The sequence below is a fragment of the Acinetobacter sp. UBA3461 genome (genome assembly GCF_002381195.1).
Lineage (GTDB): Bacteria > Pseudomonadota > Gammaproteobacteria > Pseudomonadales > Moraxellaceae > Acinetobacter > Acinetobacter schindleri.
Map to the genome: position 1 here is coordinate 96090 of NZ_DFRO01000026.1, position 24071 is coordinate 120160.

General features: G+C 43.7%; 17 protein-coding genes and 5 tRNA genes. 8 read left to right on the forward strand and 14 right to left on the reverse strand.

Features of this window, described 5'->3' with window-relative positions:
- Positions 1-11 precede the first annotated feature (11 nt).
- The 6 genes from B3D47_RS06535 to B3D47_RS06560 all read left to right on the forward strand — a co-directional run bounded on the left by B3D47_RS06535 (position 12) and on the right by B3D47_RS06560 (position 10208).
- On the forward strand, positions 12-3332 hold the full coding sequence (locus B3D47_RS06535; protein WP_286860737.1) for a lytic transglycosylase: 3321 nt from the start codon (positions 12-14) through the stop codon (positions 3330-3332).
- Positions 3333-3359: 27 nt separating this feature from the next.
- Positions 3360-5201, forward strand: a complete 1842-nt coding sequence (locus B3D47_RS06540; RefSeq protein ID WP_286860739.1) for an extracellular solute-binding protein — start codon at positions 3360-3362, stop codon at positions 5199-5201.
- Between the two features lie 18 nt (positions 5202-5219).
- On the forward strand, positions 5220-6287 hold the full coding sequence (locus tag B3D47_RS06545; protein ID WP_286860742.1) for a microcin C ABC transporter permease YejB: 1068 nt from the start codon (positions 5220-5222) through the stop codon (positions 6285-6287).
- Positions 6287-7300, forward strand: a complete 1014-nt coding sequence (locus B3D47_RS06550; RefSeq protein WP_286860744.1) for an ABC transporter permease — start codon at positions 6287-6289, stop codon at positions 7298-7300. Before B3D47_RS06545 ends, B3D47_RS06550 begins: the two co-directional genes overlap by 1 nt.
- Positions 7275-8861, forward strand: coding sequence for an ABC transporter ATP-binding protein (locus B3D47_RS06555; RefSeq protein WP_286861031.1), 1587 nt, complete (start codon positions 7275-7277; stop codon positions 8859-8861). Before B3D47_RS06550 ends, B3D47_RS06555 begins: the two co-directional genes overlap by 26 nt.
- A gap of 102 nt (positions 8862-8963) precedes the next feature.
- Positions 8964-10208, forward strand: a complete 1245-nt coding sequence (locus B3D47_RS06560; RefSeq protein ID WP_286860747.1) for an NADH:flavin oxidoreductase/NADH oxidase family protein — start codon at positions 8964-8966, stop codon at positions 10206-10208.
- A gap of 53 nt (positions 10209-10261) precedes the next feature.
- Here B3D47_RS06560 and B3D47_RS06565 read toward each other — a convergent pair whose 3' ends face one another.
- The 13 genes from B3D47_RS06565 to pyrC all read right to left on the reverse strand — a co-directional run bounded on the left by B3D47_RS06565 (position 10262) and on the right by pyrC (position 21012).
- Positions 10262-11674: an iron-containing redox enzyme family protein gene (locus B3D47_RS06565; protein WP_286860749.1), complete on the reverse strand. Its 1413-nt coding sequence runs from the start codon at positions 11672-11674 to the stop codon at positions 10262-10264.
- Positions 11675-11917: 243 nt separating this feature from the next.
- Positions 11918-11993 (reverse strand) — tRNA-Glu (locus tag B3D47_RS06570).
- Between the two features lie 46 nt (positions 11994-12039).
- Positions 12040-12115: transfer RNA gene (locus B3D47_RS06575), tRNA-Glu, on the reverse strand.
- Between the two features lie 24 nt (positions 12116-12139).
- A tRNA-Glu gene (locus tag B3D47_RS06580) sits at positions 12140-12215 on the reverse strand.
- Between the two features lie 131 nt (positions 12216-12346).
- The gene (locus tag B3D47_RS06585) at positions 12347-13258 is read right to left on the reverse strand and encodes an alpha/beta hydrolase (protein WP_286860751.1); all 912 of its coding nucleotides are present in this window, start codon (positions 13256-13258) and stop codon (positions 12347-12349) included.
- Positions 13259-13501: 243 nt separating this feature from the next.
- Complete coding sequence (locus B3D47_RS06590; protein WP_286860753.1) at positions 13502-14395, reverse strand: alpha/beta fold hydrolase; 894 nt, start codon at positions 14393-14395, stop codon at positions 13502-13504.
- 85 nt (positions 14396-14480) lie between these two features.
- Positions 14481-15893 (reverse strand): amino acid permease, encoded by a 1413-nt coding sequence (locus B3D47_RS06595; RefSeq protein WP_004810673.1) that lies wholly within the window; start codon positions 15891-15893, stop codon positions 14481-14483.
- A gap of 114 nt (positions 15894-16007) precedes the next feature.
- Positions 16008-16083, reverse strand: a tRNA-Glu gene (locus tag B3D47_RS06600).
- Positions 16084-16294: 211 nt separating this feature from the next.
- Positions 16295-16444 (reverse strand): hypothetical protein, encoded by a 150-nt coding sequence (locus B3D47_RS06605; protein WP_004893681.1) that lies wholly within the window; start codon positions 16442-16444, stop codon positions 16295-16297.
- A gap of 81 nt (positions 16445-16525) precedes the next feature.
- Positions 16526-19072 carry a TonB-dependent receptor plug domain-containing protein gene (locus B3D47_RS06610; RefSeq protein ID WP_286860758.1) on the reverse strand — a complete coding sequence of 849 codons (2547 nt, stop codon included), beginning with the start codon at positions 19070-19072 and terminating at the stop codon, positions 16526-16528.
- A gap of 165 nt (positions 19073-19237) precedes the next feature.
- Positions 19238-19313: transfer RNA gene (locus tag B3D47_RS06615), tRNA-Glu, on the reverse strand.
- 20 nt (positions 19314-19333) lie between these two features.
- A complete protein-coding gene (rnt, locus tag B3D47_RS06620; RefSeq protein ID WP_008303612.1) occupies positions 19334-19993 on the reverse strand; it encodes a ribonuclease T in 660 nt (219 codons plus the stop codon).
- Positions 19978-21012, reverse strand: a complete 1035-nt coding sequence (gene pyrC, locus B3D47_RS06625; protein WP_004810663.1) for a dihydroorotase — start codon at positions 21010-21012, stop codon at positions 19978-19980. Before pyrC ends, rnt begins: the two co-directional genes overlap by 16 nt.
- A gap of 151 nt (positions 21013-21163) precedes the next feature.
- On the opposite strand from pyrC, the gene B3D47_RS06630 reads away from it, so the two are divergent.
- Entirely contained in the window at positions 21164-22432 is a 1269-nt protein-coding gene (locus tag B3D47_RS06630) for a GGDEF domain-containing protein (RefSeq protein ID WP_286860761.1), read from the forward strand.
- Between the two features lie 67 nt (positions 22433-22499).
- On the opposite strand, the gene argG is transcribed toward B3D47_RS06630, so the two are convergent.
- Complete coding sequence (gene argG, locus B3D47_RS06635) at positions 22500-23840, reverse strand: argininosuccinate synthase (RefSeq protein ID WP_004893689.1); 1341 nt, start codon at positions 23838-23840, stop codon at positions 22500-22502.
- Between the two features lie 59 nt (positions 23841-23899).
- Between argG and B3D47_RS06640 the strand changes: the two genes are divergently transcribed.
- Entirely contained in the window at positions 23900-24070 is a 171-nt protein-coding gene (locus B3D47_RS06640; RefSeq protein ID WP_155858011.1) for a hypothetical protein, read from the forward strand.
- Position 24071 lies beyond the last annotated feature (1 nt).

Consider the following 24071-nt stretch of genomic DNA (forward strand, 5'->3'; position numbering starts at 1 on the left):
TGGATTTCTTTATGTATAAACCAACCGCATTCATGTGGCAGCCATCGTTACCTTCATTTTTAAAAGTCTCAGTTCTCGGCACTGCGCTTGCATCCTTAGGTTTAACGGGTTGTTCGACGACACAAAGCGCGGCAGGGTCCAAGCATAAACAAACAAGTTCGAATTATTTAGGCGCCGATAGTCTAGATAGTCTGGAAGATCTTTTATCCGCGACTGATATGCGTGCGGTAGAAGGCGACCGACTGTTGGTACTGAAACACGGTGATGTGTGGAAGCGCATGACTGTCGGTTTCAAGATGAATCTGGATGTCTGGAATCCGCGTATTGATGCCCAGCGTGGCTGGTTCGCATCACGTCAGCCATATTTAGAGCGTTTAAGTGCGCGTGCTTCACGTTATTTATATTACACAGTAAAAGAAGCTGAACGCCGTGGTATGCCGACTGAGCTAGCATTGCTTCCAGTGATTGAAAGTTCATACGATCCGGCAGCAACCAGTAGTGCAGCTGCAGCGGGTCTGTGGCAGTTTATTCCAAGTACCGGCCGTATTTATGGTTTAAAACAGACCTCGATGTATGACGGCCGCCGTGATGTGGTAGAGTCGACTCGCGCTGCTTATGAGTTTTTAGGTGCATTATATAATCAGTTCGGTTCATGGGAACTGGCTTTAGCATCCTATAATGCCGGTCCAGGCCGTATTCAGCAGGCGATTAACCGTAATAAGGCTGCTGGTTTGCCAACTGATTACTGGTCACTGAAGTTGCCGCAGGAAACCATGAATTATGTTCCTCGTTTCATGGCAGTGGCACAGATTGTAAAAAGTCCAGCCAAATATGGCGTGAGTCTGCCGCCTATTGCCAACCGTCCGCACTTTCGTGAAGTCAGTGTTGGGGCAGCCAGCCTGAATGAAATTGCTGCGATTACCGGTTTAAGTCGGGCTGAATTGTATCAGTTGAACCCAGGGCATCGTGGAGACAGGATTGATCCGGACAGTCCGCGCCGTATTCTGATTCCAGCTGACCTGAGTCCATCCATTGATGAAAAACTGAAAAAGCTTCAATCCTCTTCTTCAGGTTTATGGGCAAGCTCTACCAGCAGTTTACCGAAGAATAATCAGACGATTACGCCAGTAAAAACCACGCCACCTGAGCTGAATAGCAAAACAATTACGCCAGCTAAACAGACACCGCCTGCAATCACGGCCTCAACCACGACAACCGTTAAACCTGCAACACCTGTAGCCACTACTGCAAGCAAAGCGACGTCCACAGCCGCGACCACAGCGATTGTTACTGCCGCTGCAACACCAGCAGCTACAAGTACAGCCAAACCCAACCTGACTGCCCAAAGCAAGACTAGGGTCAGCACACCAAGAGGTTCTTCAGCTTTGGCTGATTTTGCTGCGAAGAGTGAATTACCTATTCCAAGTGCACCGCGTATTCCAGTTGCGGTGACGCCAGTAACACCTGTGCAACCGATTCAGGTTGAACCGCCAATTTCTGCAAAGGAACGTGAACAGATTCAGGCAGCGGTTGTGGCAGAGGAAATTCCAAAGTCTGTAGATGAAATCCTGAAACCGGTAGCGACAGCCGCAGAACAGGCAGAAGTGGTGGAGGAGCTGAAAGCACTGGCACCTGCGGGTACTGAAATTGTCGATCCTTATGATGGCAAGATTAAGCTGACCGCGATTCAGACCAGCCTTTCTGTAGCAGAACAGCAGGGTAAAGAACTGACCAAAGGTTTCTCGTATCCAAAAGGCGTAGCGGAAAGTACCAAGGCAGATTCAGTCGAAGCGAAATTGAACCAAGGCAAGAATTACGTTAAAACAGATTCGGAAGTTGTGGTTGTTGCACCAAAAGGCAAGCGCAGTACCTATACGGTTTTACCGGGTGACAACCTGGCTTTGATTGCTGCTAAAAATGGAGTGAACTGGCGGGATGTGGCGAAATGGAACCAGATTGATCCAAATGCCACTTTATATGTCGGTACCACGATCTATCTTTATGATGCCAAACCTGTTCAAGAAGCATCAAAACCTGCTGCAAAACCAGAAAGCTATGTGGTACAAGCCAATGATTCACTCACCGGTGTAGCCAGCCAGTTTGGTTTAACGGTAAAACAGCTGGCTGACTATAATGGTTTGAGCACGACCAGCGGTCTATTTGTCGGTCAAAAATTATCTTTAAAAGAAACTGCTGCTTCTAAAGCGAAAGTTGAAGAAACGAAAAAAACGGAAAGCAGCAAAGTTCAGACTAAGACCTATACCGTTCAGCGCGGCGAATATCTGAAACTGATTGCAGACCGTTATGCACTTTCGAATGCAGAACTGGCTGTGTTGACGCCAGGTTTGACTTCAGGCAGCAGCCTGATGGCAGGTCAAAAAATCAATGTACCTGTGAATGAAGCTGAATCTGCAAGCTCAGGCAAGAAAATTGAGCAGAAGTTTGAAAATGTTAAAGTGGACCAGACTGCAACTGAAAACTATCAGGTAAAACGTGGTGAGACACTGTATAGCATTGCCAATCAGTCCAAACTCAGTGTGGCTGAACTGGCAGCCTTAAATGGATTTGCTGCCAATAGCGGTTTACGTATTGGTCAAACCATCAAGATTCCTGCGGGCAGCACTGTGCCAGAGAATTATACTGTGCAGTCGGGTGATACCCTGACAGGGATTGCGACCAAATATAACCTGAGCATGGATCATCTGGCGAATCTGAACGGTTTATCCCGTAATGCTGGCCTGCGAGTAGGACAACGTCTGAAATTGACCGGAGATGCAGAAGCAGCTCATGAAACTGTGACTGAGCAGGCGGTGAAAGGTGTGAAGTCAGACACCCATATAGTGAAATCAGGTGAAACCCTCAGTTCAATTGCACGCGAGTACAAGTTACAACTGAAATATCTGGCTGAGCTAAATGATGTGTCTGTATCGAGTCCATTACGTGTCGGACAGCGTCTGAAGGTTGAGGGTGATCTGCCAGAAAGTAAAAAGGTAGATGAGATCAAAGCAGTAACCACGACTGTTTCATCTAAGGCCACAGAAAGCTATACAGTGAAGTCAGGCGAATCACTTAACGCGATTGCCAGTCGTCTGGGAATTACCACCACAGAACTTGCCAGTTTAAATAATCTGCGTGCTAATGCGGGCTTGCGTGTGGGCCAAAGTCTACAAGTCCCTAAACGTATTACAGAATATAAAATCAAGCGTGGCGATACACTGATCGGTTTAGCCTCACGTTATGGCATGGACAGTAGTACACTGGCAGAAATGAATGACCTGAAACCGAATACTCAACTGCGTATTGGGGATGTGATCAAGGTTCCAAATCTCTAAAGCCGAAATGATACAGGGAGTATCTGAATGCCGTTTGCTGCTGCAAAGCGCCTGATTTATATCTGTGGAATTTCGGTCATTACTCAGGGGGCTTGGGCTGCACTGCAGACCACTCCTTATATCGCCATTCATAGTCAGCCCAAATATGCCGGGCTGACACATTTACCCTATGCCAATCCTGTAGCGCCCAAAGGTGGCTATCTCAGCCAGTCTGCCAATGGTACCTTTGATAATCTGAATGCCATGAACGGCAAAGGTACAGCAGCAGATGGCGTGGAATACCTGTTTGATACGCTCATGGTCAGTTCCCTGGATGAGCCGGGCGTGATGTATCCCTTGCTGGCTGAAAAAGTCACCTATGATCCAAAAAAAACTGCCTATGTGATTTATCATCTGAATCCCAAAGCACGTTTTAGTGATGGTACGCCAGTCACTGCAGAAGATATAAAATTCAGTTTTGATACGTACACAAGCAAAGGTAATCCAGGCTTGCAGATGTATCTGTCAGATCTGGATAAAACCGAGGTACTATCCAGGTACCAGGTCAAGATGAGCTTCAAGTCGAATAATAATTCGGAAATGCCGCTGATCCTGGCACAGATGCCTATTTATTCTAAGAAAAACTGGCAAGGCAAAGACTTTAGCCGCATCACCATGCAGCCAATTTTGGGTTCAGGTCCCTATCTGATTGAAAGCATTGATGCAGGGCGCAGCATTAGCTATAAACGCAATCCGAATTACTGGGCGAAAGATCTACCTGTTAACCGGGGTAAATATAACTTTGATCGCCTGAAGTTTGTTTATTACCGCAATATGGATGTTGGTTTTGAGGGCTTTAAGTCTGGTCAATATACCGTGCATCAGGAATACACCGCACGTAAATGGGTAACGGAATACAATTTTTCAGCCATCAAGGACAAGATGGTCGTGAAATACAACTTCAACCATGAAAACCCGATTCCGACACAAAGCTTTGTATTCAATACCCGTCGTGCACCAATGCAGGATATCCGCTTTCGTCAAGCCTTAACTTATGCCTATGATTTTGAGTGGCAAAACAAGGCGCTGTTTTATGGTCAATACCACCGTTTACAAAGTTATTTTGCTAATAGTGAGCTGGAAGCGAAGGGCATGCCTTCAGTTGAAGAACTGGCGATTTTAAAGCCTTATCTGGCTAAGTTAGATCCGATTCAGCGTGCTGGTGTGCTGAAAGACTGGAAATATCCAGTTTCGGATGCTTCAGGCTTTAATCGCAAGAATTTACTGGTCGCGCGGGAATTGTTACTCAAGGCGGGTTACCGTTATCACAATGCGCAACTGACTGATCCAAAAGGTAAGCCGATTCGACTTGAGTTTCTGATTCATCAGGATGGTTTGCAACGTACCTTAATGCCTTTTATACGTAACCTAAAACGGCTGGGGATCACGGTGAATATCCGTCATGTTGATGTGCCTCAGTATATTGAACGTATGCGCAGTAAAGATTTTGATATGACGACCAATGTCTTGCCACAATCTCTCAACCCGGGCAATGAGCAGGCACAGTTCTGGAGTAGTGCGTCAGCAGATCAGCCAGGTAATTACAATTATGCGGGTATCAAAAATGCTGTGATTGATGATGCTATTACCAAGGTGATTCAGGCACCGGATCGCCAGCAATTGGTGATTCGTACCAAAGTACTGGATCGTCTGCTACGTGCTGGCTATTATCAGATTCCGACCTATGGGAAAGGTGGCAACTGGTATGCTTACTGGAATATGTATGAGCAGCCAAAGATCAAGCCAAAGCTTGCTGTTGGATTCGACTTCTGGTGGAGTAATCCACAAAAAGCTGCACAAGTGAGCCAATATTTACGTCGTCAAAAATAATAAGGAATATCACTGACAATGGGAACCTACATACTTAAGCGGCTCTTGCTGATTATCCCAACTTTATTTTTGATTCTGCTGATTAATTTCATTGTCATTCAGATTGCGCCGGGTGGACCGGTCGAACAGGCCATTCAACAGGCAGAAACTTTTCAGGGCATGGGCGGAACCACAGGTGCAGAAACTGCACAGTCCAAAAGCAGCTATCAGGGTGCCAAAGGCCTGAGTGACGAGATGGTGGAAAAAATCAAGGCCCAATATGGTTTTGATCAGCCCGCTCATATCCGTTTTTGGGAAATGCTGAAAAGCTATGCACAGCTAGATTTCGGCATTAGTTTCTTTAAAGATAAACCTGTAACTACATTATTATTGGAAAAATTACCAGTTTCTCTGTCATTGGGACTGTGGAGCACTTTGCTGATTTATCTGGTCTCGATTCCACTTGGGATTCGAAAGGCGCGTCAGCATGGCAGCCTGTTTGATAAATCCACTTCGATGCTGCTCGCCGTGGGTTATGCCATTCCAGCTTTTGTCTTTGCCATTTTACTCATCGTATTTTTTGCGGGTGGTTCCTATTTCCAATGGTTCCCACTGCAAGGGTTGGTGTCGGAAAACTTTGCTGAATTGTCCTGGTTCGGAAAAATTAAGGATTACTTCTGGCATATGACCTTGCCATTGCTGGCGATGGTAATTGGTGGTTTTGCCGGGCTGACTTACTTAACCAAATATTCTTTTATGGAAGAGCTGAGCAAACAGTATGTACTGGCAGCACGTGCCAAGGGCTTAAATGAATCGCGTGTGCTATATGGACATGTTTTTCGAAATGCCATGCTGATTGTCATCGCGGGTCTGCCGGAAGCACTGGTTGGGATCTTCTTTGTCGGTAACCTATTTATTGAAATTATCTTTAACTTAGATGGATTAGGTCTGCTTGGCTTTGAAGCGATTGTACAGCGTGATTATCCAGTGATTTTTGGGACCTTGTTTATCTTTACTTTGCTGGGGCTGATTCTGCGTTTGATCAGTGATGTGATGTATCAGGTGATCGACCCGCGAATTAACTTTGACTCGCGAGGTGCCAAATAATGTCACCGATCATGCGAGCGCGCTTGCAGCGTTTTAAGGAAAATAAACTCGGCTTCAGCTGCTTTATTATCTTTATTATTATTTTCATTTTTTCCTTAGGTTCAGAACTGATTGCTAACGATAAACCGTTGCTGGTGAGATATGACAGTTCACTATATGTGCCGGCATTTAAGACGTATCCGGAAACCACATTTGGTGGTGTGTTTGAAACTGAAGCAGATTATAAAGATCCTGTCGTTCAGCAGTTAATCAATGCCAAGGGCTGGGCATTGTGGCCACTGATTGAATATTCCTACCAGACGCCAAACCTGGAACTGGCAGTGCCCGTGCCGTCTGAACCCACGTCACGAAACTGGTTAGGGACTGATGACCAAGGTCGTGATGTGTTGGCGCGAATCCTTTACGGTCTACGAATATCATTGCTTTTCGGCTTCGCCCTGACCATCGCATCTGCAGTCATCGGCATTATAATCGGTGCGATTCAGGGCTATTATGGTGGCTGGATTGATTTGGTAGGGCAACGCGTTCTGGAAGTCTGGGGTGGCTTGCCGATGCTGTTTATGGTGATGATTCTGGTCAGCATGTTTACCCCAAATGTGTACTGGCTATTCCTGATCATGCTGCTGTTCGGCTGGACTACCCTGGTTGGTCTGGTGCGGGCTGAATTTTTACGGGCACGTAATTTTGACTATGTGCGTGCCGCACGTAGCCTTGGTGTTTCTGATCGTGCGATTATCTTCCGGCATATTTTACCCAATGCCATGAGTTCGAGTCTGTCACAGCTACCCTTTATGCTGACGGCTAATATTACCGCACTGACAGCACTGGATTTTCTTGGCTATGGATTGCCACCTGATGCAGCTTCACTGGGTGAATTGCTGCTACAAGGCAAAAACAATCTGAATGCGCCGTGGTTGGCTTTATCCGGCTTCTTTACGCTGGCCATAGTTCTATCTTTACTGATCTATATTGGGGAGGCGACGCGTGATGCATTCGATCCAAGACGTCAATAACGCAACACCGCTTCTACAGGTCGAAAATCTGCAGATCAGCAGTCTAGATCAGGTACTGGTACAACAGCTAAGTTTTGAACTGTCTGCCGGGCAGACCTTGGCGATTGTCGGTGAAAGCGGTTCAGGTAAATCGATTAGTAGTCTGGCAATCTTGGGTTTGTTGCCAAGAAATTTAAAGGTACAAGGCCGGGCGGTATTAGATGGTCAGAATTTACTGACGCTTTCTCAGCCCCAATTACGTCAGATTCGCGGCAAGAAGATTGCCATGATCTTTCAGGAGCCGATGACGGCACTAAATCCCTTACATCGGGTAGAAAAGATCATTGGCGAAACCTTGTTGTTGCAGGGCTGGTCTAAAGCCAAGGCACGAGAACGGGTGCTGGAGTTACTGAAGGATGTTGGTATTCCTGAACCTGAGGACAAACTGAGGCGTTATCCGCATGAATTATCTGGTGGCCAGCGTCAGCGCGTGATGATTGCCATGGCATTGGCACTGGATCCTGATATCCTGATTGCAGATGAGCCAACTACCGCACTCGATGTCACCTTGCAAGCCCAGATTTTACATTTGCTGAAATCTTTACAGGAAAGTCGGCAGATGGCGATGATTCTGATCAGTCATGACCTGAATCTGGTGAGACGCTATGCTGATCAGGTGATTGTCATGAACAAGGGGCGCGTTGAAGAGCAAGGTGGAGTACCACAAATCTTTAATTCACCCCAATCAACTTATACCCAAGACTTGCTCAATCATGATTTTGGTCAGGCACTGCCTTTAGTTCAGACTGAAACCTTGCTTGAACTTAAGCAGGTAGAAGTCAAATTTCCCATCAAACAGGGTCTACTGAATCGCATTAAGGACTATGTCACTGCTGTCGAACCGCTCGATTTAAGCATGCTGCAGGGACAATCGATTGGAGTGGTGGGTGAAAGTGGTTCAGGTAAAAGTTCACTTGCTTTAGCCATAGCACGATTGATTGAAAGCCACGGTCAAATCCTTTTGGAAAATCAGGATTTGAATCAATTGTCTGAAAAAGCTTTGCGGCCATTACGTAGTAATTTTCAGATCGTCTTCCAGGATCCATTTAGCAGTCTGAATCCGCGTATGACCATTGAACAGATCATTGGTGAAGGGTTGGGCTTGAAGGCGATGACCGAGGAGCAAATCCGTAGTCGTGTCGAGGAAGCTTTAGTGCAGGTAGAGCTGCCCGCATCTTTTAAAGACCGCTATCCGCATGAGCTTTCTGGGGGGCAGCGTCAGCGTGTATCATTGGCAAGAGCATTGATTTTAGAGCCAAAACTTTTAATTCTGGATGAGCCGACTTCAGCACTGGACCGTACTACACAACGCGCAATTGTGAAACTGTTACGTCGTATTCAGCAAGAAGAAAGGATTAGCTACCTGTTTATCAGTCATGATTTACAGGTAGTACGAGCACTTTGCCAGCAGGTTTTGGTACTGCATCACGCACAAGTTATGGAGGTTCAGGAAACTGAACAATTATTCCTGCACCCAAAAACTGACTATACCCGCCAGTTAATTGCAGCCAGCCAATATTAAAACTACAAATCTTTTTAAACGAAATTGACATGGGTCATTGTCAATTCCTTGCTGACAGGGTATAACACCGACAGAATAAAAGCATAATGTTTAGGAAAAAACATGACACAACTGGCAGATTCAATTCAGATTCGTAATACCATCTTTAAAAACCGTATCATCAAGGGAGCTATGAGCGAGGCACTCGCTAATGATGCTGGTCAGCCGAATGACTCACATTTGAAACTCTACGAAGCCTGGGCTAAAGGCGGGCTAGGCTGTGCGATTACTGGTAATGTCATGGTGGATTTTCGTGCCAAGAATGAACCGGGTGTTATAGTCGCTGAAACAGAACGTGATCTGAACAAACTTAAGGCTTGGGCAGAAGTTGGCAAACGTCATGGTATGGTGCAACTGGTGCAGTTGTCACATCCGGGGCGTCAATGTCCGAAAGGGTTGAACCGGGAAACTGTAGCACCATCGGCAGTGCCATTTAGTCCGGCACTGGCTGTCAGTTTTGGTATCCCACGTGAACTGCGCGAAGATGAAATTCTGGATATTATCCAGCGTTTTGCAACTTCTGCTGCAATTTGTGAAAAAGCAGGATTTGAAGGCGTACAGTTGCATGGTGCGCATGGTTATCTGATCAGTCAGTTCTTATCGCCATTGACCAATAAACGTCAGGATCAGTGGGGTGGCAGTATTGAAAACCGTACCCGTTTCTTATTAGAAATCTATAAGGCAGTCCGTGCTGCGACTTCAGAAAATTTCATTATTTCTGTTAAACTGAATTCGGCTGACTTCCAGCGTGGTGGTATCACCGAAGAAGATGTGATCTATGTCTTTAAAGCTATTGATGCAGTAGGCATTGACCTGATTGAGGTGTCCGGCGGTAGCTATGAAGCACCAGCAATGGCAGGCGTTAAAGCGGATAAACGTAAGGCTTCCACGATTGCCCGTGAAGCCTATTTCCTGGATTTTGCCGAAAAAATCCGTCAGGAAGTGAGCTGCCATATTATGGTAACTGGCGGTTTTAGAACTGCTGCTGGTATGAATGCCGCACTTGAGAGTGGTGCCTGTGATTTTGTTGGTATTGCCCGTCCGTTTGCAGTAGAAACTGATCTGGGGCAGAAGCTCGTGGCAGGGCAGGATGTACGCTATGCTGTAGAGAAGATTAAAACCGGTATTCCAATGATTGATAAAATGGCAATCATGGAAATCATCTGGTATGCCGCGCAGTTTAAACAGATTGCTCAAGGCAAACAGCCAAATCCAAAACTGTCACCATTAAAAGTTTTCCTGCATTATCTAAAAGGCAATGTCACTGCTGTGATTAAAGGACAGATCAATTCACGTAAATCTGCATAACCTGATCTACATTTAAAAAGGCACCGTAAGGTGCCTTTTTAAATGCAACAGATTTAGCTGAATTGCACCGCTTGGGTCTGGAAAGGAAACAGGATTTTAGAAACCTGTTGTGTCGCCCAAAGTCCAAGCTGCTGGTAATGACAATGTGGTGCTACATAAGGCGTGAGAATCTCCAGTTTTTCTTCATTACTGTCACAACGCTTTAGATGCAAGCGAAGTTCTTCCAGCTTATGCTGCTCTTGCCGGCTGATTATCGGTGTTTGCGTCCGTAGTTGATGTGAAGAAAGCCGTCGAGCCAATTCTGGACCTTGAATCCAGTCACGAATTATCTGTTTCTCTGTGGCATTAAATACGCCAAACATCTTGCCATCTGGATCATCAATCAGTTTCCAGAAACGGCTTTGCTCTACAGACAGTCCACGTTGGATCCAGCCTTTATCCATCATGACCTGTAGAAAATCCTGAATCTGCTCAGGTTGTGACAACCACTCATTGATGGTCTTGCCGCTAAACTGGCATTTCTGGTTATGAATGTATTGACCAATTAAAGCTTTCTGCTGAAACAGTTTCAACACCTGGGCATCGAGATCCAACTCACGCACAATCTGGGTAGAACTTTTGCCTACATCATTTAGCAGGTAACCTTGTTTGACCATTTCCAGATAGCGCTCCGGGTGTTCTGCAGAACGATATAGATCCAGGAAAGCTTGCAGGGATTTTTGTGCATGGCCATTATGCGCATTATCAATCGTGATGTGCACATTAAAGTAATGCGGATTGATACCGAGTTCAGCCAGTTCATAATTGGTAATCAATAAATGTAGCGGTAGTTGTTCATAGCCCAGATTAAAGCCAATCACCAGCGGTAAATATTCAGCTGGCGCATAAGCTAAAGCCAACTGGACAGCTGCCTGTTCATAATAGCGGTCATCGAGTTGTTCGCTATAGGCAGTGAGTTCATAATTATTTAGCAGATCCTGATACATGGTGACATGGTTGGCTTGTGGATGACCTAGCCCCAGCTCTTCCAGATAAATATGAATCAGGTCTTTAAGCGCAGGTTGATCCGCATGTTCCAGAGTAGAGTATAACCATGAGCCATCGACCATTTTTGTAGGTGCAACCCGGTAGAGAAATTCAAATGCATGCGATACCGTAGCAAAGTATTCACGTTGTCCGCCTTGTTTGCGACGGCTGAGATAATCCTGAAATATGCCACAAATTTTATGATGTTCTTCTAAAAAATGCGTAGCAGCATGTTCGGGTTGGTCGAGCCAGCTCATAGAATCCAGATCGATGTGCTGGATTAACTGACTGAGGTATTGTTCTGCCGAATCTGTTTTTGTTTTTTTAGAGATCTGCTCATCCAGAAAAAAATCCACCCAATCTTTGAAGCTTTTAGTTGGTTCTTGAACAAGATTTTCAAATGGGGGTGCAGTTAAACAAAACTCCGTACTCGTGAACATAATCTTATCCTTGCATATTGGCTCCTAACTTACCTTAGCCTTATGTGAAAGATCAGATGTTTGGTTTTTGTTCGATTTTATGGCGGAAAATACAAGGACTTTGCAAAAGTGCGTAAATTTTTAGAGGTTTATTATTTTGAATATATGGTAAAAATAAATCAAATTGAAGGCAATAAAAAAGCCCAGGTCACAATGCCTGAGCTTTTTTATGAGAAGATCATTTTAAGATAATCATCTCGAATATGGCGTCCCTACGGGGATTCGAACCCCGGTTACCGCCGTGAAAGGGCGATGTCCTAGGCCTCTAGACGATAGGGACAGTACAGAAGATAGATTTTAAAACCTTTACTTTCAGTTTAAAGTAATGGCGTCCCTACGGGGATTCGAACCCCGGTTACCGCCGTGAAAGGGCGATGTCCTAGGCCTCTAGACGATAGGGACTTAATAAAACTACTTTCTGAAAATTGGCGTCCCTACGGGGATTCGAACCCCGGTTACCGCCGTGAAAGGGCGATGTCCTAGGCCTCTAGACGATAGGGACGTTTCAGAGGTGGGCGTATAATAGGGTGAAAAAAGGGGGGTGTCAAACGCATTTCTGCACTTTTTCTAGTTTTTTGAACCGAGTGCATAAAATTAAAACAATCTTATGAAAATACTTGAAAAATACATGGTTTAAGCTGGATTTTTAAGCAATTCTAGAATTGTTTCTACCACCTGCGGATGGAGTAAATAACCAGTAATATCATGCGGGCGGTGAATATGTGTACGAATGCCGTGGTTAATAATTGCAGGTTGAAACTGAAATGGCGGTTGTGTGAGAGGAAAAGCGGTGAGGAAATCATCAGTTGAATAGAAATTTATCCAGTCGCCTGTAATTGCAGCAGGTCGTACAATCGGTTGTGGTAAATGTGACTGGATCACCTGGAATGCTAATGGCGATCCTAAAGTAATAAAACGCTGTACATTCAGTTCAGGGTGCTGGATAAGATGATTATAGGCAATCACACTACCCAGAGAATGAGCAATTACAATACAAGGTTTACGACCGTTCAATTGTCGGGCGATCCGCTCATGAACTTCTTTCATGAAACCCGGATTGTCGAGATACAAATAGGTTTCAATAAGAAATTTTTGAAGCAGGCTACGATGCAGACTGGGAAAATAATTGAGCAATAACACAAAGTCCCGCAGCGCAACATTTTTGCTCAGTGTAGTAATAAATTTGAATTTCTGTTTGAAATTCATGGAGTCATTCAGGTTGAGCAGGGGAAGATCGGAAATCACGGGTTTGCGCCAGCCAGGACGTGGAACTGGTGCAGGAAGCTGGGGCTGAGCAGGCTGACGGAACCGAAAGCTGGGCCATTGTTGTGGCATCAGGGTGCCAGCATTGAGGATGTTGCGGACGTTATAGCGGGAAAGCAAGTCCCCATAAAATGGAATATGAATGTGACGTCGTAAATAACTGAATCTGGCATCGTGATGATGTTTGCGAATGCCTTTTTGAAGTATATGTAGCCAGCGCTGACGGATCGATGCAGCGCTATGATGTTGCTGATTCATTCCATGAATAAAAATAACTTTCATCGATACCTCACGGAGGTCGATCTATATATTCACAGTATAGAGAAAATTGCGGCAAGCCAAGCTGTACTTTTTGTGGTGTTCATGTGTAAATTACTTTGATAAAACAACCATTAACAGACAGTTGTATATTTATAAAAAAGTAGAAAAAGCAGTAAATTGATAGATACGGATCAAGGATTTTACTACATAGAAAAAAGATAGGAATAAAACGGTAAAAGTTAAATCCCGCTGTTTAAGTAAATCCTAAAGTAATTCCAGCAGCGCTTTGATGACGTTGGGATGTTGGATATAACCATTAATATCATGCGGATGATAGATGGAGGTACGAATTTTCTGATTAATAATCGCCGGCTGAAACTGGAAGGGTGGTTCTGATAAGGGAAAGGCAGTCAGAAAGTCATCGCTACAATAAAAATTGATCCAGTCACCACGAATGGCCTCGGGTCGGGTCATCGGTTGCGGCAAATGTTCCTGTATTACACGAAAGGCCATGGGTGATCCGAGCGTAATAAAGCGCTGCACATTTAATTCCGGATGTAAAAGCAGATAATGATATGCAATTACGCTGCCTAAGGAGTGTGCGATCAAGATACAAGGTTTATTGTCATGTAGTCGCTGACCAATACGCTGATGAACTTGCTGCATGAATCTGGCATTGGCCAGATAGGAATATGTTTCAATCAGAAATTTTTTGATGAGCGTATCATGCAGATGGGGAAAATAATTGAGCAAGACCATAAAATCCCGTAAGGCTGTATTTCGGCTTAAGGTAGTAATAAATTTCAGCTTCTGGTTAAAAGTCAGAGCATCCTCAATATTTAATTCGGGAATCTTGCAAGTTTCAGCTAAATACTGATGAAGATGTGGCGGCGGCGGTTGGGATTTAAGTGGCTGGCGCAAGGGAAAATGTGGCCAGTCTTGTGGCATTAAGGTACTGGCGTTCAATACATTATGTAAATGATGCCGTAACGGTAAATCTCCATAAAAAGGGATACGAACATGACGTTTGATATAGGCAAAACAGGCCTGTCGATGCGACTGTTCCAGACCATGTTTAAGCAGACTTAGCCACCGTTGCTTTAATGAAGCAGAACTAAAATTCTGCTTGTTCATTCCATGGATATAAATAATTTTCATCGACACACCGCTGTGGTTGCCTGAAACATATTCAGTATAGATAAAAAAAGAGCAGCCGGAGCTGCTCTTTTGTTAGCGCTAAGATTTAAGCTTTATTGTGATAAAACTTATAATAGCTGGCATAGCAAAGTCCAATAAATACCAGACAGCCAAAGAAGCTGATCCGCATTGTTGGATCAAATACCATACTGATACAGGTGATCAGACAGAACAGGAAGCCCAGAATCGGCACAATCGGGAACAACGGTGCAGCGAAAGCAAGATCTTTAGCTGTTTTCCCTTGTTTGTACCATTCACGGCGGAAGTTGAACATACTCAGACAGATACTCATCCAGACCACCACCATGGTAAAGGCTGCAATACCTAACAGGTTGGTGAAAATGGTTTCTGGCGCAAACTGTTCAGACAACAGACCTGGCATACCACCAATCATAGTCACGATTACCGCAATGTAAGGAATACCGCGAGCATTCACTCTTGAGAACATGGCTGGTAATTGTTTGCTATAAGACAATGACCACATCATACGGGAGGCAGCAAATAAACCTGAGTTTGCTGCAGACAACAGCGCAGTGATAATTACAAAGCGAATAACGTCTTCAGCATATGGAATACCAATGTGCTGGAATACGGTCACGAATGGGCTACTACTTACACCTTCCGCCGCAAGACCTGCTTCTTGATGTGGTAATAGACATGTCACCACGACAATCGTACCTACAAAGAAAATCAATAGACGGAAAATTGCGGTATTGATGGCTTTCGGTACGTTTTTGGCAGGATCTTTGGTTTCACCAGCGGCTACACCAATCAGTTCTGTACCTGAGAAGGCAAAGTTGACAATCAGCATTGTTGTGAAGATGGGGAACAGGCCTTCAGGGAACCAACCCTGAGCTGTCAGATTGCTAAACAGCGGGGCAGTTTCCTGACCTGCATAACCCAATACACCAAATATGGCCAATAATCCCAGCAGGATAAAGGCAATAACAGTGACAACTTTAATGAGGGCCAGCCAGAATTCGGATTCTGCAAACCAGCGGGTCGAAATCATATTCAGGGTAAACACAAGCGCACCAAAGACCAGTGTCCACATCCACATGGAGCTGTCCGGGAACCATTCCTGCATCAATAAAGCTGCAGCGGTAAATTCGGTTCCCAGTGTCACTGACCAAGTCAGCCAGTATAACCAGGTAATGGTATAACCTGTGCCCGGTCCAATATAACGTTTGGCATAAGCACCAAATGAACCAGATTCAGGCATATGTACGGCAAGTTCACCCAGACATAGCATAACCATGTAAGCGATGATACCGCCGAGGAGATAAGCAAGAATGGCACCTACAGGCCCCGTTTGTGCAATGACTTCACCCGACCCTAAAAATAGGCCGGTCCCGATTGCGCCACCAAGCGAAATCATGACCAGATGTCGAGTACTCATAGCGCGTTTTAAAGGCGCAGAATTGCCCTGATGCGTAGCATCATTCGGAGATGAGTGCATAGGAAATAAGAAATACTTCAAAGGAATGAAGCGAGCTATTGTAGTGAAAAACTACAAATCTGCAATCAAATAATAGTAATTTTGAATAAGTGCTGATCGTATGAGATCAATAGATGGCGTCCCTACGGGGATTCGAACCCCGGTTACCGCCGTGAAAGGGCGATGTCCTAGGCCTCTAGACGATAGGGACGTTGCGAGGTGATGGCTATGTTAAGGACTAAGCTAAGCTTTGTCAAAAGGCTTTTTGCTAAAAATGAATTAACAGATTAAACATTAAACAAGAACAAAGGATTAATGTGATTTCTGAGTTCAAACTAGCGTATCCATCAGTTTGTAGCATCAGAAATCGACATTGAGACCTCAAATTCCCGTCACTTTACAGGAGTTTAAGTCGTGTGGATTTAATGGTCAGGTGTTTGGGATTCGGCCGGTTGACTGGCTGGAACCGTTTGTTCCGCAGGTGCTTCGGTTTTATCTTCACGGTTGACGATATATAGATACAGCATGGAAGGCGCTAAAATCACTAAAACCAGTAAGATCTTTTTTAACATGGCACAAATGCAAGAGATGAAATTGCAGTAATTATAGCCTAAGCAAATTAAAAAGAGCACCTGAGTGCTCTTGTCCATGAGTTAGAATTTAAAAGTGATATCTGCGATAAATTGGCGGCCAATTTCAGAGTACAGTTTGCTTCCACTCACATATAAATTATTGCGGTTAGTAATATTATTTACCGTTAAGCCAAAAATCGCTGAATAATCTTTTGAAACTTTCCAATCATAGGTGGTGCGCACATCCCATGTAAAACGAGGTTTTACATCTTGTAGCGTATAAGTATCGATTTTAACGCCATCATACACCGCTTTGTCAGCAGAGCTCGCTTCTAACACTTGCTCATAGGTGTCTTTATAGCTAAAGAAGTTGGAAATTTTTAAAGGAAGAGAATCAAAGCCAATATTCCACATGACACGTGCAGTAATCGGTTGGTTATAGTTGTATGCAGGGCGGTCACCATAAGGCATAATTTTGCCATCAAAGGAAATCAGCTCCTGAAGATCTTCTTCGGTAAAGTTTTCTGTATAATCTGGTGCGCTACGGTACACCTCCGAGTAATTGACTGCTAAGCCTAAATCATGTTGAGTGCCTTTAAATTTAAGTGGCTCAATCGTATTAAGTTCTAGCGTTACGGTATCATTTTCACCATAACCGCTGTTATCAAACTCATAAGAATAAGTAAAATAGTCGTTTGGAATATCAGTTCTATTACGGGTGATTTCATCATCATACTGACGATTCACCCATTTTAAGCTGAGATTAGTGTTTTTAAATTGGCTATTAAACCCAAGGACAAATTCATCTGCAAATGGGGTTTTAAGATCCTTGCGGCGTGTATCATTGGCTGAAACTTTTACTTCTTCAACCCATTCAGAATTTTGATCAGCACGGCTGAGGTCAAAATCTAATGAGGTCAGATGTTGACGCAAGTCCGTCATATACGTTGGGGCATTATAGTAGCGGTTCCAACCTGAAGTCAGGGTTAATAATTTATTGGAAAAAGGCTGATAACTAATGCTGCTACGTGGTGCAAAGTTAAGATTATTATTTGATTCATCATAATCAGCACGCACACCTAAACGGGCATTGAGGTTGTTCCAGCGAATATTATCTTCTAGATACAAGGCTGCTTGATGATATTGACCAGCAAAGCTGCCTGCTTTGTATACATTACCCTTTTTAAAGTATTGGCCATCAAAGACCGTAGGAACTTTATTGTTCAGGAATACAGCTGTGGTATTTTCATCGCAGAGGGGATCATTGATTTGACATTGTTGACCTTTAAGATCAAACAAGTTTTGGGTTTTCCCTGATGTTACGCCATAGAAAGTTGAAAAATCTTTGGTACGTTCCCATTGCACATCATCATAATGATAGGCAAAACCGGCGCTGATTTGATGGTCGGTGTCTGCAAATTTAAAGTTATTAAATAGCGCATTTAACCCATAACTCACAGAAGATTGTTTTAAATCAATATCTGCAGAGGTTGCACCTTCCCATACTTTTTCAGTATTCGCCCAGTCTTTGCTCCCTGTTGCATATATCCAGTTCACACCGCGATCAGATGATGATTCACGTGCATTGTCAATTTGCTGGTAATTGAGCTGGTGTATTAATTGTCCCCAATCTTGTTTTTGTTGCATCTCTGCGAAAATTAAAGCTGATTGATTATTAGTGCTGCTGTGAGAGTTACGACGTTTGTCTGCGTAAGTATTGTCTTCCAAATCACCTAAAGCGAAACCGAATTTCATACTGGTGTCTGCATTTGGATCGACATACAAGGTTCCGCCGACATTGGTGTTACGTTTTTCTTGATCAATTTGTTTTGGTGCAGGTAAGCCACTTTCAACAGGAATTGCTGATTTACGTTGTGAAGCATAGAGATCGAAGCCATAAACCTCTGAAAGCTTAGCAAAAATATTGGCACTAACACCTTGGCGAACATACTCTTTTTGGTTTGACTGGGTTGATGCACCTTCAAAGAGTCCTTTGTCTGCATCAGTTTTTAAGTGGTAGTGGTTCCAGTCACTTTCTGTATAGTCATAAGTGATGCTACCATGGACTTTGCCAATTTCAGATTTAGGCGCACAGGTTTCTGCCTGAACCACACCACCGGTGAAGCCACCGTGTTTTACACTAATGTTGCTGTCTAATACTTCTAAATTACACAATAAATCGGTGTTGATTGCCACACCTTGTGAACCGCCAGACACTGCACCGTAGTTGGTTGTTCCTGAACCAGCAGGGTCGAGGTTATTGCTGTTGCTGACGCCATTGACCACAAATTTATTATTAAATGATTGTGCACCATGAATCGAAATTTCAGCCGGTTTTAAATCAGCTTGTGAGCTGGCTGCCATATGTTCATTGCTAAACTGCACATTCGGATTTACTTTTAAAAAGTCAGTGATATTTTTAGAGCTATTCGGCGTCTTTTCTAAGTCTTCTTTTGAATAAATGGCTTTTCCAAGTTCATTTTCTTGCTGAGCTTCAATAATAATCGTGTTGAACTTAACCGTAGCTTCATTAAAGATGGATTCTTGATAATTTGATTCTTCTGCAAAGCTAGAGGTTGATAATGTGGTTAGAACTGCAATAGAAAGTGTTGAATAAGCAAAACGCATAAGAAGGGTTGAATCTGTAAAAGATAATGAAAGTGATTATCATTAACTTTGGTGTAATAATCAATAATAATGAGAATTATTTGCATTAATAGGTTTTTTATATGTACGGAATTTAATCGACTTAAATAGCTGAATAATAGAAATAAAAAGACAGAGGAAAATAGATGGCGTCCCTACGGGGATTCGAACCCCGGTTACCGCCGTGAAAGGGCGATGTCCTAGGCCTCTAGACGATAGGGACGTTTAGAAGATGGCGGTATCTTATTGATCCGCCACCAAAGTGTCAAGCAGGTGTGGGGTGAGTTTGTTTAAAATATAGCAAAACAGTTCAGCTGTCTTCTGCGTGTCGTATAACGCAGAATGGGCTTCTTTGCCATCAAACTCGATACCGGCCTGAATACAGGATTTTGCCAGTACGGTTTGACCAAACATCACCGCACTCAAAGTCACTGTGTCGAAGACAGAAAAACTATGAAATGGGTTCTGGTTTTTGGTTCCTGTACGGGCAATTGCCGCCTGTACAAAGCCTAAATCGAAATGCGCGTTATGACCGACCAGAACGGCATGGGTACAGTTTTGCTGGCGGCGTACTTCATTGACAGATTTAAAAATGCGTTTAAGCGCAGTTTTCTCATCTTCGGCCATTGCAATACGCATCGGATTAGAGGGATCGATCCCAATAAAGTCCAGCGAACGGCGGTCAAGGTTTGCCCCTTCAAATGGATTGATATGTGCATGGTGAGCAGGGCCCGGCACAAATTCACCTTTCTCATTAAAAATAATAGGAATGGCAGCGATTTCCAGCAAGGCATCAGTTTGTGCATTAAAGCCCGCTGTCTCTACATCGACAACAACAGGCAGGAATCCACGGAAACGTTGACCAATGACTGGGAGAGTTTCATTTGTCACACTTTTCTCCATTGAATGGTTTTACCCGCATATAACGGAATAATCTGTTCACCATCCAAATAGTCCAGACTCTCAGGAATCACTTGATCTTGTTTTACCAGGGTAATGGTATTGGTATTACGAGGAAGGCCATAGAAGTCAGCACCAAAGTGGCTCGCAAAACCTTCCAGACGGTCAATTTTGCCGACCTGATCAAATGCCTGAGCATAAAGTTCAATTGCAGTGGGCGCACTATAACATCCTGCGCAACCACATGCATTTTCTTTGGCATTTTTTGAGTGCGGCGCACTGTCAGTTCCAAGGAAGAATTTTGGATTACCACTTGTCGCGACTTCCAGCAGAGTTTGCTGATGCGTCTGGCGTTTCAAAATTGGTAAGCAATAAAAATGCGGTTTCACCCCGCCAACCAGCATGTCATTACGGTTAAACAGTAAATGTTGTGGCGTAATTGTTGCAGCCACATTACGGTCCTGTTCCAGGACAAAGTTTGCCGCTTCACTGGTGGTAATATGTTCAAGCACCAGCTTCAGTTTCGGGAACTGCTTTAATAATGGAGAAAGTACTTCGTCCAGGAAACGTTTTTCACGATCAAAAATGTCGACATGGTTATGCGTGACTTCGCCATGTAGCAATAAAGGTACCTGATGTTCTTCAAGCTGCTCAATTACTGCATACACTTTAGAAATATCGCTTACACCGCTATCCGAGTTTGTAGTCGCACCAGCAGGATAAAGCTTGATGGCATTTACATACTCAGATTCTTTGATTTTTTTAACTTCGGCAGGTGAAGTATTGTTGGTGAAGTACAACACCATGCGTGGATCAAAGTTGCAGCCTTCCGGCACATGCGCCATGATGCGTTCACGATAGCTGTTTGCCTCTTCCACAGTTTTTACCGGTGGAACCAGGTTTGGCATACAGATTGCGCGGGAAAATTGTTGAGCTAGATCAGGAACAGTACGTTTAAGTGCTAGACCATCACGTAGGTGAGCGTGCCAGTCATCTGGCTGGAGAATCGTAATCGTATTCAAGGCGAATTCAATCAGAGAAATAATATGAATGATAATGCATCTATACCGAAAATGGTAATGTGAAATACTGACAAAAGATGCATTAACTATGAATTAATTTAAAAAAGTATGTTATTTTAAAAACACTAAAAAAATTACATACATGCTTGCCATGGAATATAAGTATAATTTAGCAAAACTGCAGGATCAAAAGGAAAAAGTCGAAGAGCTTATTGCTGGGCAGAAATTAAGCCGAGTTTTTCCTCAACCGCTTGAAGATGAATTCTGGACCAAAAATCTGGAACGTGCCCGTAAGCACACCGATCAGTATGTCTGGGCAGGATTATTAATCTATTTTGTCGGCATCCTTATCCTTATTCCTACCGATTACTGGATCATCGATAAACAATATTTTGTACATGATTTTGTATTGTCTTTAATAGGTATTATTAATGGCGGAATTAGTTTATTTGTTTTCTATTTATTCTCAAGTTTAGAACGCTTAAAACCTTTTTTTCAGCCTGCTTCACTGGTCTTGATATTCTGGGCACTGGTTTCAATTTCATGTCTGACTATGTCCATTCAGACGGCAGCTTTACAACATCAATCCATGGCAATTGTCACCATTATTTATGTGCTGGGTTATATCCTTACTGGTGTCAAGCCGATTCAGATGATGATCACTGGTGTATTGGCAGCTGGAACTACGATTATCTGCCTGACTCTGGTTGGGGCGAACTTTAATCCTTTGGTATTTGGCCGAATTCTGTTGGGGAGTTGCCTGCTCGGTTTCGTTATTAGTCATATGATTTTCGCTCGTGAACGGATGATTTTCCTTTATTCCATGCGGGCGCGGATCAGTGAGCAGATTCACCGGATTCACAATACCGAACTGTTACATCTGAGTCAGCATGATGAGTTGACCAAAATCTCGAATCGCCGTACCTTTGATGAAATGCTGGAAATTTACTTTTCTACCGCTCAGCGTCAGGAAAGCTCTTTGGCTATTTTATTTATCGATGTAGATTTCTTTAAGAACTATAACGATTTTTATGGGCATCAGAAGGGTGATGATGTGATTTCGACCATCGCCAAAACTATCAAGAATGCGATCCGGCATATGGACTTTGTTGCGCGTTATGGAGGTGAGGAGTTTGTGGTGCTACTTCCAGAAACTGATGCACATGGGGCTTATGCAGTATCTACCAATATCTTTAAAGCGATTGAACGTCTGGAAATACCACATGAAAAATCTTTGGTATCCAAGCAGATTACGGTAAGTCTAGGTATTACGGTTTATCGTGGCGAGCAAGCCATGACCAAAGATGAAATACTCGGCATTGCAGATCAGGCACTGTATCGTGCCAAGCAACTGGGGCGCAATCAGATTTATTATCAGAGCATTGCTTCGGTAAATTCAAAACCGCTGCATATCAGTTGAATGTTTTCTGAATCACAGCTAATAAAAAACCGCGCAGTTTGCGCGGTTTTTTTGACACAACTAAAACTTAGTTTTTGTCTTTTAATTGTGGAACAGCTGAACCTGTACCCACTGCAAGTAAACCCGCACCTGTGTAGATACCCAGTTTTGCACGCGTATCCGTAATGTCCAGGTTACGCATTGTCAACTGACCGATACGATCCATTGGTGAGAACATAGAATCACCTTTCTCCATCGTTAAGCGTTCAGCTTCGTATGTCAGGTTTTCAGATTCAGTGTTCATAATCGTATAGTCATTACCGCGACGTAGTTCTAAAGTTACAGTACCTGTGATGGCTTTAGCAACCCAACGCTGAGCAGTTTCACGAAGCATAAGCGCTTGAGAATCGAACCAGCGACCTTGGTAAAGAAGACGACCTAAACGAAGACCGTTGATACGGTATTGTTCAATGGTATCTTCGTTATGAATACCCGTCACCAGACGTTCATAAGCAATGTGAAGCAGCGCCATACCTGGAGCTTCATAAATACCACGAGATTTCGCTTCAATGATACGGTTTTCAATCTGATCCGACATACCTAGACCATGACGGCCACCGATACGGTTCGCTTCAAGAATGAACTCAACAGGATCTTCGATACGTTGACCATTGATCGCAACTGGGAAGCCTTCTTCAAAAGTGATCGACACTTCTTCAGGTTTGATTTCAACTTCTTCTTTCCAGAACGCAACACCCATGATTGGGTCAACGATTTTGATGCCTGCATTCAGGTATTCAAGATCTTTGGCTTCGTGAGTTGCACCCAACATGTTTGAGTCAGTTGAATAAGCTTTCTCTTTTGACATTTTGTAGTCAAAGCCGTTGTCGATCAGGAACTGAGACATTTCAGCACGGCCACCAAGCTCGTCAATAAATGTCTGGTCTAACCAAGGCTTATAGATTTTAAGATTCGGGTTAGTCAACAAACCATAACGGTAGAAACGCTCGATGTCGTTACCTTTATAGGTTGAGCCGTCGCCCCAGATGTTGACGTCATCTTCTTTCATTGCGGTAACAAGCATTGTCCCTGTTACTGCACGGCCTAGTGGCGTTGTGTTGAAGTAAGGAACACCACCAGTTGAGATGTGGAACGCACCACATTGAATTGCAGCAATACCTTCTAATGCAAGCTGTAGACGGCAGTCGATTAAACGTGCTTTTACTGCGCCATACGCTTCAGCTTTCTTTGGGATGGCATCGTAATCATCTTCATCAGGCTGACCCAGGTTTGCAGTATATGCATAAGGTTCTGCGCCTTTTTGTTTCATCCACAACAGGGCTGCTGAAGTATCTAGACCACCAGAAAAGGCAATACCAACTTTTTTGCCTACAGGTACATTCTGTAAGATAGTTGCATTATCAGACATTGTTAATCCTAACGATAGAATAATATAGGCACCACTTATATTGGTGGCCAAGGAGAATTTTGAATGCAGATATTGTAACACCTTTCAAATGGCAAGTTTTCGCAAAAAAAATGCAAAATCTAAAAAATAGACAAAAAAATAAACAATCTAATGCAAAGAGAGCCATCACAAATGGCCTTGAATTAGCCAAATCTGGGGTTTTTAAGCTGGCTAAGACTAAAGTTCTATAGG

Bases quoted from the DNA above. Each gene is read 5' to 3' on its own strand.
- B3D47_RS06535 (WP_286860737.1), top strand. From the start codon at position 12: ATGTATAAACCAACCGCATTCATGTGGCAGCCATCGTTACCTTCATTT.
- B3D47_RS06540 (WP_286860739.1), top strand. From the start codon at position 3,360: ATGCCGTTTGCTGCTGCAAAGCGCCTGATTTATATCTGTGGAATTTCG.
- B3D47_RS06545 (WP_286860742.1), top strand. From the start codon at position 5,220: ATGGGAACCTACATACTTAAGCGGCTCTTGCTGATTATCCCAACTTTA.
- B3D47_RS06550 (WP_286860744.1), top strand. From the start codon at position 6,287: ATGTCACCGATCATGCGAGCGCGCTTGCAGCGTTTTAAGGAAAATAAA.
- B3D47_RS06555 (WP_286861031.1), top strand. From the start codon at position 7,275: ATGCATTCGATCCAAGACGTCAATAACGCAACACCGCTTCTACAGGTC.
- B3D47_RS06560 (WP_286860747.1), top strand. From the start codon at position 8,964: ATGACACAACTGGCAGATTCAATTCAGATTCGTAATACCATCTTTAAA.
- B3D47_RS06565 (WP_286860749.1), bottom strand. From the start codon at position 11,674: ATGTTCACGAGTACGGAGTTTTGTTTAACTGCACCCCCATTTGAAAAT.
- B3D47_RS06585 (WP_286860751.1), bottom strand. From the start codon at position 13,258: ATGAAAGTTATTTTTATTCATGGAATGAATCAGCAACATCATAGCGCT.
- B3D47_RS06590 (WP_286860753.1), bottom strand. From the start codon at position 14,395: ATGAAAATTATTTATATCCATGGAATGAACAAGCAGAATTTTAGTTCT.
- B3D47_RS06595 (WP_004810673.1), bottom strand. From the start codon at position 15,893: ATGCACTCATCTCCGAATGATGCTACGCATCAGGGCAATTCTGCGCCT.
- B3D47_RS06605 (WP_004893681.1), bottom strand. From the start codon at position 16,444: ATGTTAAAAAAGATCTTACTGGTTTTAGTGATTTTAGCGCCTTCCATG.
- B3D47_RS06610 (WP_286860758.1), bottom strand. From the start codon at position 19,072: ATGCGTTTTGCTTATTCAACACTTTCTATTGCAGTTCTAACCACATTA.
- rnt (WP_008303612.1), bottom strand. From the start codon at position 19,993: ATGGAGAAAAGTGTGACAAATGAAACTCTCCCAGTCATTGGTCAACGT.
- B3D47_RS06630 (WP_286860761.1), top strand. From the start codon at position 21,164: ATGGAATATAAGTATAATTTAGCAAAACTGCAGGATCAAAAGGAAAAA.
- argG (WP_004893689.1), bottom strand. From the start codon at position 23,840: ATGTCTGATAATGCAACTATCTTACAGAATGTACCTGTAGGCAAAAAA.